At 63.2% G+C, this 12,505-nt stretch carries 10 protein-coding genes; 5 read left to right on the plus strand and 5 right to left on the minus strand.

Going from position 1 to position 12,505, the window contains the following annotated elements:
* The first annotated feature begins 276 nt into the window (after nt 1-276).
* The 3 genes from O6760_RS12385 to O6760_RS12395 all read left to right on the plus strand — a co-directional run bounded on the left by O6760_RS12385 (nt 277) and on the right by O6760_RS12395 (nt 2,531).
* Nucleotides 277-1,242: a fatty acid desaturase gene (locus O6760_RS12385; protein WP_269585664.1), complete on the plus strand. Its 966-nt coding sequence runs from the start codon at nt 277-279 to the stop codon at nt 1,240-1,242.
* A complete protein-coding gene (locus O6760_RS12390; protein ID WP_269585665.1) occupies nt 1,239-2,066 on the plus strand; it encodes a phosphate/phosphite/phosphonate ABC transporter substrate-binding protein in 828 nt (275 codons plus the stop codon). The genes O6760_RS12385 and O6760_RS12390 overlap by 4 nt, the downstream gene beginning before the upstream one ends.
* Nucleotides 2,067-2,225: 159 nt before the next feature.
* Nucleotides 2,226-2,531, plus strand: a complete 306-nt coding sequence (locus O6760_RS12395) for a hypothetical protein (protein ID WP_269585666.1) — start codon at nt 2,226-2,228, stop codon at nt 2,529-2,531.
* Nucleotides 2,532-2,673: 142 nt separating this feature from the next.
* Here the strand turns inward: O6760_RS12395 and O6760_RS12400 are convergent, their stop codons facing one another.
* From O6760_RS12400 to O6760_RS12410, 3 genes are all read right to left on the minus strand, one after another.
* Complete coding sequence (locus O6760_RS12400; protein ID WP_269585667.1) at nt 2,674-4,050, minus strand: M24 family metallopeptidase; 1,377 nt, start codon at nt 4,048-4,050, stop codon at nt 2,674-2,676.
* Between the two features lie 50 nt (nt 4,051-4,100).
* The gene (locus O6760_RS12405) at nt 4,101-6,536 is read right to left on the minus strand and encodes a GcvT family protein (protein WP_269585668.1); all 2,436 of its coding nucleotides are present in this window, start codon (nt 6,534-6,536) and stop codon (nt 4,101-4,103) included.
* A 61-nt stretch (nt 6,537-6,597) separates the two neighbouring features.
* On the minus strand, nt 6,598-8,175 hold the full coding sequence (locus O6760_RS12410; protein ID WP_269585669.1) for a trimethylamine methyltransferase family protein: 1,578 nt from the start codon (nt 8,173-8,175) through the stop codon (nt 6,598-6,600).
* Nucleotides 8,176-8,423: 248 nt separating this feature from the next.
* On the opposite strand from O6760_RS12410, the gene O6760_RS12415 reads away from it, so the two are divergent.
* Nucleotides 8,424-9,341 (plus strand): phosphotransferase, encoded by a 918-nt coding sequence (locus tag O6760_RS12415; RefSeq protein ID WP_269585670.1) that lies wholly within the window; start codon nt 8,424-8,426, stop codon nt 9,339-9,341.
* Between the two features lie 264 nt (nt 9,342-9,605).
* Nucleotides 9,606-11,024: an NADP-dependent phosphogluconate dehydrogenase gene (gene gndA, locus O6760_RS12420; protein WP_269585671.1), complete on the plus strand. Its 1,419-nt coding sequence runs from the start codon at nt 9,606-9,608 to the stop codon at nt 11,022-11,024.
* A gap of 165 nt (nt 11,025-11,189) precedes the next feature.
* Here the strand turns inward: gndA and O6760_RS12425 are convergent, their stop codons facing one another.
* Both O6760_RS12425 and O6760_RS12430 read right to left on the minus strand, forming a co-directional pair.
* Nucleotides 11,190-11,459 (minus strand): hypothetical protein, encoded by a 270-nt coding sequence (locus O6760_RS12425; RefSeq protein WP_269585672.1) that lies wholly within the window; start codon nt 11,457-11,459, stop codon nt 11,190-11,192.
* 194 nt (nt 11,460-11,653) lie between these two features.
* The gene (locus tag O6760_RS12430; protein ID WP_269585673.1) at nt 11,654-12,472 is read right to left on the minus strand and encodes a sugar phosphate isomerase/epimerase family protein; all 819 of its coding nucleotides are present in this window, start codon (nt 12,470-12,472) and stop codon (nt 11,654-11,656) included.
* Nucleotides 12,473-12,505: the final 33 nt, after the last annotated feature.

Consider the following 12,505-nt stretch of genomic DNA (forward strand, 5'->3'; position numbering starts at 1 on the left):
CTGATCTGTCCCCCGGGATCGAGGTGAGGGCCGTGTGGTCCGTTTCGAAGCCGGCGGAAAGGGCATCCGGGCGGTTTCGTTCCGGATCGATATCATTCAGATACTCCCTTCAAGCCGCATATTTTCAACATATGTATAATAAAATAAACAAAATGATGATTTTGATAACATATGGGGAATAAGTTCCAAAGTCTCATGTTGAACGGACGGCATCAGCGCCGCATAGTCTCAGGGTCTTTCGGTTTACACCGCAAAATCAATTATTTGGAGATCTTCGTGCCGCGCGCAAAACTCTGCGAATGGCCGACGCTGGCGCTCATCCTGGCCACGTCGGGAACCTGGATGCTGTTGATCGGCTTTTATTCGGAGCTGGGACCTTTCGTGGTTTTTCCGCTGGCAGCCCTGACCGTCACACTGCAATCCTCCCTGCAGCATGAAGTCCTGCACGGCCACCCGACCCGCAGCCCGGGCGTCAACGAGGCGCTTGTCTATTGCTCATTCGGTTTGTGGGTGCCTTACCGCCGGTTCAAGTCGCTGCACTTGCGCCACCACAACAATGATCGCCTGACGGATCCTTATGACGATCCGGAAAGCTTCTATCTGGCCTGGGCGGACTGGCAGAGACTGCCCGCACCGATAAGGTTCGTATTGACGCTGAACAACAGTCTGCTCGGCCGGCTGCTTCTGGGACCTGCCGTCTCGATGATCGGCTTTCTGGGTGCGGAATTGCGGATGATGCTGGACGGCGACAGGGCGGTGATGCGGGCCTGGCTGCATCATCTTGCGGGGGCCGTCCCGGTCGTCCTGTTCGTGACCCTTGTCGGCGGCATTCCGCTGTGGCTCTATCTTCTCCTTGTGTCATACCCGGCCATGAGCATGCTGATGCTGCGCACCTTTGCCGAGCACCGCGCCCATGACCATGCCGAGGCGAGGTCGATCATCGTGGAGTTCTGCCCGGTCTTTTCGCTGCTGTTCCTCAACAACAATCTCCACGTCGTCCATCATGCCAACCCGCGGACGCCCTGGTACCAGTTGCCGGCCATCTACCGCGCGGCGCGCGCGGACTGGCAGCGGCGCAACGAAGGATATGTCTTTTCGAGCTATTTTGACCTGGCGAAGCAGTATCTCTTCAAGGTGAAGGAACCGGTGGCGCATCCGACCAGGCGGCGGGACAAGGCGGGGCTGGACTCCGGCGGCTTGAAACCCGCTGGACTGGAGACAGCCGGAAAGGCGGTCTCTTGAGGGAACAAGGGTTTCTTCCGGTCCGTCTGCCGATGTATGACTGGCCGGAGGTCCGCGCGGCAACGGCGGAACTCGAAATCGCGCTGCAAGGCGCGCTTTCCGGCGTTCTGGGGATTGCGCCGGAAGACTTTCGGCCCCGGCGAGGCGAGGCGGACCTCGTGGCTTTCTGGACCGATCCGCACCTGCTTCTCACCCAGACCTGCGGCTATCCGCTGACCCATGCGCTGGCGGACAAGGTCCGGCTGGTCGGCACGCCCCACTACGATGCGCCGGGTTGCCGGGGACCTGCCTATTGCAGCCAGCTTGTTGTCCGGCGGGACAGCCCGTACAGCACACTGAAGGGACTGCGCGGCCGGAGAGCCGCCTTCAACGGTCCCGACAGCCAGTCGGGCATGAACACGTTCCGCCACGCGATCGCGCGGCTCGGCGCCGGCCGGGTGTTCTTTTCCGACGTGATCGAAAGCGGCGGTCACCTGAACTCGATGAAGGCTGTGGCAGCCGGCGATGCGGAGATCGCCGCCATCGACACCGTCAGCTGGGGACTTGCCTGCCGGGAATTGCCGGAGCTGGCCGGACGGCTCAGGACAATCGGAGAAACAGCGGCTGCGCCGGGCCTGCCGCTGATCACGTCGCTGCGGTTTTCAGACGGGGAGGCCGACCTGATCAGCGAGACCGTGTCTCAGGTTTTCTCCTCTCCCAATACGGCAAAAAGCCGCGAACGCCTGGGGATTGTCGGCTTCTCCAGGCTGTCTGGCAGCGACTATGACGGCATTCTGGACATGGAGCGGCAAGCCGCGGAGCTGGGCTATCCGTCGCTGGCCTGAGCGGCCTGTCGGGCTGCCCGGTGGGCTGTCGTTTCGATCCCGTTACTTGCGTTAACCATAATCCTGCTTTCAGGGGATGCCGGTCACGCGATGGCTGGCGCAAAAGTTAACGACCGGTTACGATTCATGGTAAATGAAGCGTTAACAGGAAGACGTGCCATGAAAACGTTCTGCAAGTCCCTGCTGGCTGCCGCGGGTCTGAGCCTTGCTCTCGGTGTTGCCGCGCAGGCCGGAGATACAACGCGCATCGTTCATGACGAGCCTTATGGCGCCATCGTCACCAAGGAAGCCGGCGTGCTGGTGTTCCGCGGCCTGCCGCCGACGCGCAAGGTGATCGTCAATCCGGACGGCAAGACGCCGCTGGAGCTGAAACAGACCGAGGTGCGCGAGACCAACGTCATGGTCTTCGCCGACCAGGGCGATTACCTCCGCGCGCTCGGCCCGAAGATCATCCGGCTGAAATAGTCGTCGAACAGGATCAAACCATTTCTACTTCATCATTGCCGGGCTTCACCCGGCAACCCATGCCGTTCCGTCTCCGGTAGGCAAAGCCTTTCGTGCGGCAAAGCCATGGCATGACGAAGGAGAACGAGGGTTTGGTCTTCCCTCACACCGCCTGTCCCATCAGCCTGGCGTCCCAGGGATAGCTGCTGAGCCGCTCATGACCGGTTTCGGTGATCAGGAGTTGCTCCTCCAGCTTGACGCCCTCATGGCCGCCATGGCGGCCGACATAGCTTTCCACGCAGACCACCATGCCCGCCTCAAGCGCACCGTCATAGCCGCCGGCTTCCCAGTCGGCCGGGTAGGGCACGGCCGGGTATTCGTCGCAAAGGCCAACGCCATGGAAAAGCACGGAATAGCGGTTGGCGAGGTAGTCGTCGGGCAGGCTGGCAGCGTCGTGCGACAGTTCCCGGAAAGTCCGTCCCGGTGCCAGCATGCCGATATTGGCCTCGATCTGGTCGACCGCCATCTGGTAGAGCGTGCGCTGCTCGTTGGTGGGCACGCCGTCGCCGCACAGCCAGGTGCGTGAGATGTCGCAGCACATGCCATAGGGCCCGACCAGATCGGTGTCGAAGGCGACGAGTTCACCGTCCTGGATGACCCGGGCGGATGCTTCCTGGAACCAGGGATTGGTGCGCGGACCCGAGGACAGGAGATGGGTCTCGATCCATTCGCCGCCGCGGCGGATGTTGCCGGCGTGAAGCAGGGCCCAGAGATCCCATTCGGTCATGCCGGACCGGAGCGCGGCTTCCATCTCGTGCATGGCGGCTTCGCAGGAAGCGATCGACCGGCGCATCGCCCTGATCTCGTCGGGGCACTTGATCGCCCTTGCCAGCTCCATCACCTCTTCGCCGTCATGGATCTCAAGGCCATGGCGCTCCAGGGCCGCGACGCCTTCCCGGCGGGCCTTGTCGATGGCGATGCGGCGGTTGCCGCCGCCATGGGTCCTGACAAGGTCGGCCAGTTCGTCCGCCCATTTCAGGGCCAGTTCCTGCGAGCGCGGCCCGGCCTCGAAATAGAACCAGGGCACACCGTGACGGATTTCGTCGACCAGGAAATTATGCGCGGCCAGATGCTCGCAATTGTGGAAGTCGAAGGCGATAACGGGGCCGTCCAGCGCCACGAATGTGTAGCGCACGGCATTGTGGGTCGACCAGATCTGCATGTTGGTGGCGTCGGTCGCATAACGCACGTTGAGTGGATCGCACAGGATCGCTGCGGAAAGGTCGCGTTGCTCCAGTTGGTTGCGGATGCGCGCCAGCCGATAGGCACGGATGGCGTCGAGATCGGGGGCGGCGAGATCAAGCGCCGCCCACTCCGCTTCGGCCAGTTCGCCATAACCGAGCACATGACGGTTGAGCACCGTCGCCTTTTCCATCGCATAGGCGGCGAGAGTCTCATAGTCGGCAAGATCACCCGGATGCGCGGGCAGGACCGCGGGCATGATCTTGCGCCGGTGGCGGCCGAAATGTTCCGTGTTCATGAATGCCCACACTCCTCCCTTGCAGGCTCCATCTGGCGCTCAGATGGCGGTTACATGCGCATGCGTTCGGCCTTCGGGTCGAACAGCGGGTCCGGATTGATGGTGGCCTTGCGGCGTTCGCCGAGAATTTCGATCTCGAAGGCGCCATCGCCAAGGTCCCTTGCAAGCTCCGCTGGCACGTAGCCCTGAGCGAGCGAGGTGCCGACATGGTGGCCGTAGCCGCCGGAAGTGATCCAGCCGATCACCTTGCCACCGTGCCAGATCGGCTCGTCACCCATGACATCGGCATCGCCGGCATCGACCATGAAGCTGACCCTGAGACGCTTCGGACCTTCGTCAAATTCCTTCTGCGCGGCCTCCTTGCCGATGAAGCTTTCCTTGGAGAGCTTCACGAAGCGGCCGAGATCGGCTTCATAGGGGCCGTAGATCGGCCGGAACTCGCGGAACCAGGTGCCGAAATTCTTTTCAAGCCGCAGGCACAGCAGCGCGCGCATGCCGAAGTTGACGATGTTGAATTCGGCGCCCGCCGTCATCAGGGCGTCATAGACCTGGCGCTGGTATTCCGGCGCCATCCAGAGTTCGTAGCCGAGGTCGCCGGTGTAGGTGATGCGGTTGACCTTGCAGGGCGCGTTGGCGACGTCCATCTCGCGGAAGTCCATGAAGCGGAACGCTTCATTCGTGACATCTTCACCGGTGATCTTCTCCAGCACCTTGCGGGCATTCGGACCGGCAATGGAAAGCCCCACCCAGCCGAGGTTGATCGCGCGGAGTGTCACCGAGCCGTCTCTGGGCAGGTGCTTTTCGAACCAGCGCATGTGATAGATCTCGGCCTGGGACGAGCCCCACATGTAGAACTTTTCTTCGCCGGCGCGGGCGATGGTGAAATCGCCGATCAGCTTGCCGTACTCGTTCAGCATCGGCGTGAGCACGATGCGGCCGATCTTCGGCATGGTGTTGGTCATCAGGTGGGACAGGAAAGCCTCGGCGCCCGGCCCGGTGATTTCGTACTTGGCGAAATTGGCGGTCTCGGTGACGCCGACGCTCTCGCGCACGGCGCGGCATTCGGCGCCGACATGGTCGAAATCGTTGGAGCGGTGGAAGGAGAAGATGTCCTTCGCCTCGACGCCGTCCGGCGCGAACCAGAGCGGGGTTTCCAGCGCCCAGCTGTCACCCATGACGGCGCCCTGCGCCAGCATCCGGTCATAGAGCGGAGTGGTCTGGTGCGGCCGCGCTGCCGGCAGTTCCTCGTTCGGAAACCGGATGCGGAAACGGCGGCGGTAGTTCTCCTGCACCTTGGCGTTGGTGTAGGCGAGCGTTGCCCAGGAGCCGTAGCGGGCGACGTCCATGCCCCAGATGTCGTATCCCGGATCGCCGTTGATCATCCAGTTGGCCAGCGTCAGGCCGACGCCGCCGCCCTGGCTGAAGCCGGCCATGACGCCGCAGGCGACCCAGTAGTTCTTAAGGCCGCGGACGGGACCGACCAGCGGGTTGCCGTCGGGCGCGAAGGTGAAGGGGCCGTTGATGATCTGCTTGATGCCGGCGTTTTGCAGCGCAGGGAAATGTTCGAACCCGACTTCCAGTTCCGGCGCGATCCGGTCGAGATCGGGCGCCAGCAGCTCGTGGCCGAAATCCCAGGGGGTCTGGCGCGGGCTCCAGGGGCGGCAGTTCTGCTCGTAGGTGCCGAGCAGCATGCCCTTGCCCTCCTGGCGGGTGTAGATCTCGCCGCCGAAGTCGAGAATGCCGATGAGCTCCTTGCCCGTCGCCTCGTTGTGGGCAACGACTTCCGGCATCTCGTCGGTGAGCAGATACATGTGCTCCATGGCAAGCACGGGCAGTTCGATGCCGACCATGCGGCCGCATTCCCGCGCCCACAGCCCCCCGGCATTGACGACATGTTCGGCGCGGATGGTGCCCTTGTTGGTGATCACGTCCCAGGTGCCGTCCGGCGTCTGCACCAGTTCCTCCACCTTGGTGTGCCGGTAGACGGTGGCGCCGTTGACACGGGCGGCCTTGGCATAGGCATGGGTGGTGCCGGACGGGTCGAGATGACCTTCGATGGGATCCCAGAGCGCGCCGATGAAATGTTTCTCGTCGAGCATCGGGAACATTTTCTTGGCTTCGGCCACCGAGATCAGTTCCAGGTCCATGCCGAGATAGCGGCCCTTGGCCTGGGCCAGACGCAGGAAGTCCATGCGTTCCGGCGTATCGGCCAGCATGACGCCGCCAGTCAGGTGCAGGCTGCAGGACTGGCCGGAGATCTCTTCCAGTTCCTTGTAGAGATCGACCGTATAGCTTTGAAGCTGGGCGACGTTCGGGTCGCCGTTGAGCGTGTGAAAGCCGCCGGCCGCATGCCAGGACGAACCCGAGGTCAGCTCGTCGCGCTCCACCAGGGTGACGTCCTTCCAGCCGAGCTTGGTCAGGTGGTAAAGCACGCTGCAGCCGACAACGCCGCCGCCGATGACAACAACCTGCGTATGGGTCTTCATGAAAATCGCTCCGGAAATGTCCCCGTCCGACGACGGGCCTGTTCGTCTCGTCGTGTGAAAATCAGAAATCGGTCGGGGCGCCGCCCTCGGCCTTGCGCTTCTCGACAAAGGCGGTGATCTCTTCGTCGATGGCCGGGTCAAGGGCAGGCTGCTCATAGGCTTCCAGCGCCTTCTTGAAGAGCATGTTGGCCTTGTCATAGGCGATCGGGCTGCCGGCTTCCGCCCAGGTCTCGTAATTGCGCCAGTCGGAGACGATCGGGGCGTAGAACGCGTCCTTGTAACGGGCCTGGGTGTGTTCGGTGCCGAAGAAATGCCCGGCCGGGCCGACCTCGCGGATCGCGTCGATGGCGAGCGCTTCCTCGGAGACATCGAGCGGGGTCAGGTACTCGGCGATCTTCTGCAGAAGGTCGATATCGGTGATGAATTTCTCGAACCCGGCGCTGAGGCCGCCTTCCAGCCAGCCCGCGGCATGCTTGATGAGATTGGCGCCGCCATTGATCGCCCCCCATTCCGAAAGGGTGGTTTCAAGCGCGGCCTGGTAGTCGACCGTGTTGGCCGCACACACGCCGGAGGAGCGGTAGGGCAGGTTGTACCGGCGTGCCAGCTGGCCGCCGACAATCGCCGCTTTCATGTATTCCGGCGTGCCGAAGGCCGGTGCGCCCGAGCGCATGTCGACATTCGAGGTGAAGCCGCCATAGACCACCGGGGCGCCGGGTTTCACGATCTGGGCGAAGGCGATCCCGGCGAGCGCCTCGGCGTTCTGCAGGGTCAGTGCGCCTGCCACCGTCACCGGTGCCATGGCGCCGGCCAGCGTGAACGGCGTGACGATGGAGACCTGGCCGGCATTGGCCATCTCGATCAGGCCCTGCAGCATCGGCGTGTCGAGGCGCAGCGGCGAGGAGGTGTTGATCACGGTTGTGGTGCAGGGGGTTCTTTCGAACTCCTCGCGCGTCAGGCCATAGCCGATCCGGGTCAGTTCCAGGCCGTCCCGGTTGCGCTCCATTCCGAGCGAGTAGATGTGATAGACCTTGTCTGTCAGGCGCAGGAAGTCGGCAATGCCGTCCAGATGGCGGACGGAGGCATGAATGTCGACCGGTTCGACCGGATAGCCCATCAGGCAGTGAATGATGTTGAAATACTGCGAGAGCTTGAGAAAGTTCTGGAAATCCTCCCGGTTTCCCGGCCGGCGTCCGCCGTCCCGGTCGACGGCGTTGGGGGCGCTGGCGACGCAGGAAAACGAAATGGCATTGCCGCCGATCTGAAGATCATGGGCGCGGTTGCGGGCGCGGATCGTGAATTCGGCCGGGGCCTTGGCGACGAGCTCCGTGACCATGGCGCGGTCCATGCGCACCCGGTCCTCGCCCGGCGTCACGTCAGCACCGGCCGCTTTCAGCATGGCCTTTGCGTCTTCGTGCAGGAAGTCGATGCCGATTTCCTCCAGAACGCGCATGGAGGCATCGTGGATGGCTTCCAGTTCGTCGGCGGACACCGCTTCCAGCGGCGTGAAGATGTTGCGCGGCTGCCTGAACGGTTTTTGCGGGAAGAGGTCCGGTGTCGCCTTTTCGCCGCCCCTGCGCCGCCGCCCGCGCCGGGCCGGTTGCGTGTCCTCAAGAGGAGCCATGTCGATATCGTCCGTCATCGTGTCCGCCGTAAAGGTAAGAGTCGGGAGCCTTGCGCCGGGGCGGCCGGGCCTGAAGCGCTCTGCGCCATTTGAAATCACGTTAGCGGAGGGCGCACCTTTTCCGGGCAGTCTCAGAACGACGGCCAGTGCTTCAACTCCGACATTGCAGTTGGGCGCGCGCAAGCTTCACCCGGCGCTCGAAACTTCGACTTGACGGGACGCGGTTTCAACGCGATCAGAACGGGTGACCAACCATGAGGGTGTGCGTGAGCGAACGACTTTCAGATGAGGACCTGCTGGGCTTTCTGAAGACCCTGTTGCCGGTCGAGGACTGGAGTGCCGCAAAACTGCGGCCGCTGCCGGTCAACTATACCTGCCGGTTCTGGTGGCTGGACGCGACGGGGCGTGTCTATCTGATCAAGGAGTTCTTCCCGGGCAACGAGGAAAACCCGCTCTACCCGACCCTGCCGGAGCAGGAAGCCGACGCCCTTTCGGTGCTGGCCCGCTACGACCTTGCACCCGAGCTGGAAGCGTTTGCCCAGAGCCCGGCAGGCACGCCCATCCTTGTCTATGGATATGCGCCGCGCCGTGAGGAGGAAATCGAGGTTGGTGAAGCGGCGGAGCTGATCGGCCGCTTCGCGGCGCTGGACGAACCCATTCCCAGCCATCAAGTCGTGCCGTCCGGTTACCACGAGGTGCTCAAGAGCGGCGACGACATGCTCGCCCTCATTCCGCAGAGCCGCAAGGCGGCGAACCTGATGCGGCTGCGCCCGGAAACCGGTGCGGTGCCGCGGCGCGAGCCGGTTCGCTCCCTCGTGCACCGCAGCTTTTGCCTCGGCACAATCCTGGCAACCGGCGACGGCGCCCGGCTGATCGACTGGCAGTTCGCGGGCCTTGGCGATCCGGTCGAGGATATCGCCTGTTTCGTCTCGCCCGGGCTTGCCATGCTCTACGGCCTGCATCCACTGGTCGCCCATGTCGAGGACATGTTCCTGGAACACTATCCGCACCAGGAAACGGTCGAGCGGTTCCTGGAGGACCGCACCGCCTATCACTGGCGCCTCGCGGCCTATTGCCTGCTGCGCCACGAGACCCTGAGCACGTCCAATGCCCCCGCGGCGCGCGCCTATGGCCGCGCGCTGGAAGAGGAAGTCGATCTGCTCTTGCGGCTGCGGCAACGGTAACAGCCGTTTGACGCGGCGGTGTAATCAGACTTTCACACGTGCGGGATAACGGAAGGCCTGCCCATCCGGCTCACCTCCGTCACCAAATCCTTCGGATCCCACAAGGCCCTCAACGGCGTTTCCCTGTCGATCGAGAGCGGCTGTAACTCCGGGCGTCCTGTGCGGTCTAAATTGTGTTCACATGTATGCAAGGATTGCCCACCGGGCGCCGGTCGGCTATGACCGCCCGACCAGTTACTAATCGATTTATGAAAGGCAATGTTCATGAGCTCACAGGGTGCGGAAATCGGACTGATCGGATTGGGCACGATGGGCGGCAATCTGGCGCTCAACATCGCCGAACATGGCTTTCAGGTCGCGGTCTATAACCGGACAACGGAAAAGACCGACCAGTTCGTCGCAAAGGCCGGTGAGCTGGCGTCCAGGCTGGTGCCGACCAAGACGCTGGAAGACTTCGTCGCCTCGATCAAATCGCCGCGCGCGGTCATCCTGATGGTGCCCGCCGGCGACGCGGTCGATGCCCAGATCGAGGCGCTGCGGCCGCTGCTGGACCCGGAAGACCTGATCATAGACGCGGGCAATGCCAACTATCACGACACCAACCGGCGCGCCAAGGAAGCGGCTGAAAAAGGCCCACGCTTCATGGGCATTGGTGTTTCCGGCGGCGAAGAGGGCGCGCGCTTTGGTCCGTCGATCATGGGCGGCGGCGCCAGGGATGCCTGGGACCAGGTTGGCCACATCCTGGAAGCGATTTCCGCGAAGCATGAAACCGAACCCTGCGCGGCCTATCTCGGCGAAGCCGGGGCCGGTCACCTGGTCAAGACCGTTCATAACGGCATTGAATATGCCGACATGCAGATGATCGCCGAGGTCTATGGCGTGATGCGCGACGGCTTCGGCCTGTCCGCCGCGGAGATCGGCGATGTATTTGAAAAATGGAACGGCGGCATCCTGCAGTCCTACCTGATCGAGATCTCCTACAAGGTCGCCAAGACTGCGGATCCGGACACCGGCAAGCCGATGCTGGACATCATTCTCGACAAGGCCGGCCAGAAGGGCACCGGCCGCTGGACCGCCATCGAGGCGCTGATGCTGGGCACGCCCGCGAGCGCGATCGAGGCGGCGGTCGCGACCCGCAACATGTCGGCACGGCTGGACGAGCGCAAGGCGGGCGAAGCGGAGTTCGGCGCGGCACCTTCCGGCATGGACCGCGAGAGCGTTACGATCGATGCGCTGGAAGCCGCGCTCGTCGCCGGAAAGATCATCTGCTACGCGCAGGGTTTCGGCCTGATCCTGGAAGCGGCAAAACAATACGGTTGGGCGATGCCGCTGCCGGAAATCGCCCGGATCTGGCGCGCCGGCTGCATCATCCGCTCCGCCATGTTGAACGACATGTCCTCGGCGCTCGCCGATGATGCTGAACGCAACCTGATGCTGGCGCCGTTCTTCTCCGAAAAGCTGAAACAGACCGAGGCCATGCTTCGCCAGGTGGTCGCCCAGGCGGCGCTTCACGGCCTTCCGGTGCCGGCGCTGTCGGCGGCGCTGTCCTATTTCGACATCATGCGCACCGCCCGCTCCACCGCCAACATGCTCCAGGGCCAGCGTGACTTCTTCGGCGCCCACGGCTTCGAGCGCACCGACAGGGACGGTGGCGGTTACCACGGTCCCTGGGCGATGGGGTGAGGCTTGCTCCTCGGGTCACCCCGGCCGACTGCAGGGAGAGCCGGGGCCCACTCGCTGGACCGCTTGCGCTGACAGCAGTGAAGCTCGCGGCTTAGCTGTGAAATCACCGTAGCTCTGGAAACAAGTAGGCCCCGGATCTCCGCTGCGCTGCGTCCGGGGTGACGCCTAGAGCATTTTCCGATCAATAAGGTTCATTTGACCGAGACGGTTTGGCGCGCTGGCCAGGCGGGTCACGCGCGCTGGTGTTTCCCACCACAAGGGTGGGCCAACGACGCCTGTGCGCCAAACCGTCCGGCCCATTTTCAATTGTTTCTCATACATATCCGGGCTGTTGCGGGTGAGAGTATCCGGCCCATCGGCAGCGTTGCGCCGCTTGCCCGATGCACCGCATCGCGCTTCGCGACGCGCCTTGCCGACTGAACCGGATACACTCATCAAATGATCCTAATTGATCGGAAAACGCTCTAGTGGGTTGCCGCACTCATTGGAATGCGCGCGTAGTGTTCAGGTTGATGTGCTCGCTGCGCTCACGCTGATGCGCTGGATTCCGGATCAGCGTGCGACTGGCGCCGCACTTGTCCGGAATGACCGTGGAAGTGTGTGAGCTGGCGACTGGACAGGCGTCGCCCCTACTGCGCCAGACCCAGCGCCGCCATGTTGGCGATCGAGTCGGGCAGGCCGTCGTGATCGCGCAGTTCGACGATCAGGCGCGGGTTGCTGTCGAGCCTGCCAAGGGCGTCGAACACGGAATGCCAGTTAATGGTGCCTTCGCCGAGGGTCCAGTGCCGGTCGGCATAGCCATCGGCGTCCTGCAGATGAATATGGCGCAGGCGGTTGCCGGCGGCCTTGATGAAATAATCGACCGGCGGAGCGCCGGTGGACCCATGGGCATAATGGGCATGGCCGGTGTCGACGGAGATCCTGACGGCCTCGGATCCGAAACTCTCTGCAAGCTCGATCCGGGCGTAAGGATCCTTGTCCTCGATATTCTCGATCACCAGCTCGCAGCCGATGTCTTCCGCACGCCTGACGGCGTCCTTCATGGCGAGGTGGCAGAGCTCGATCTTTTGCGCGCGGGCGCTGTCGTAGTTGTCGAGGTTATTGTGGTCCCAGGTGGAATAGGGGCTGTGCACGACCATGTGCGTGCCGCCGAGCGCCTCGCAGACATCCAGCCCCTGCCACAGCCGTTTCTTGACGATCTGGCGCACATCGACATCCATCGTGTCGACGGAAAAGCCCCAGAAGGGTCCGTGAATGCCGACTCGGCCCTGGTGACCGTCGAGCAGGGCCCTGGCCCTGTCGGCCAATGGCTGCCAGTCACCGTTCAGCACCTCAGCCTCGACGAAATCCTGCAACTCGAGATCGCGCGGCTTTTCGAGCATGAGGTCGCGATGCGCTTCGAGCGTATCGACGTTGAGCGCTGCGCCGAGGATCGGGAGGTCGGTCATGAAACACCTGTTTGCGAAGTCAATTGAGCTGCC

The organism is Roseibium sp. Sym1 (genome assembly GCF_027359675.1).
Lineage (GTDB): Bacteria > Pseudomonadota > Alphaproteobacteria > Rhizobiales > Stappiaceae > Roseibium.

Excerpts from the sequence above, each read along its gene's own strand:
- gndA (WP_269585671.1), top strand. The coding sequence starts at position 9,606 with ATGAGCTCACAGGGTGCGGAAATCGGACTGATCGGATTGGGCACGATG.
- O6760_RS12410 (WP_269585669.1), bottom strand. The coding sequence starts at position 8,175 with ATGACGGACGATATCGACATGGCTCCTCTTGAGGACACGCAACCGGCC.
- O6760_RS12400 (WP_269585667.1), bottom strand. The coding sequence starts at position 4,050 with ATGAACACGGAACATTTCGGCCGCCACCGGCGCAAGATCATGCCCGCG.
- O6760_RS12395 (WP_269585666.1), top strand. The coding sequence starts at position 2,226 with ATGAAAACGTTCTGCAAGTCCCTGCTGGCTGCCGCGGGTCTGAGCCTT.
- O6760_RS12425 (WP_269585672.1), bottom strand. The coding sequence starts at position 11,459 with ATGAGTGTATCCGGTTCAGTCGGCAAGGCGCGTCGCGAAGCGCGATGC.
- O6760_RS12430 (WP_269585673.1), bottom strand. The coding sequence starts at position 12,472 with ATGACCGACCTCCCGATCCTCGGCGCAGCGCTCAACGTCGATACGCTC.
- O6760_RS12405 (WP_269585668.1), bottom strand. The coding sequence starts at position 6,536 with ATGAAGACCCATACGCAGGTTGTTGTCATCGGCGGCGGCGTTGTCGGC.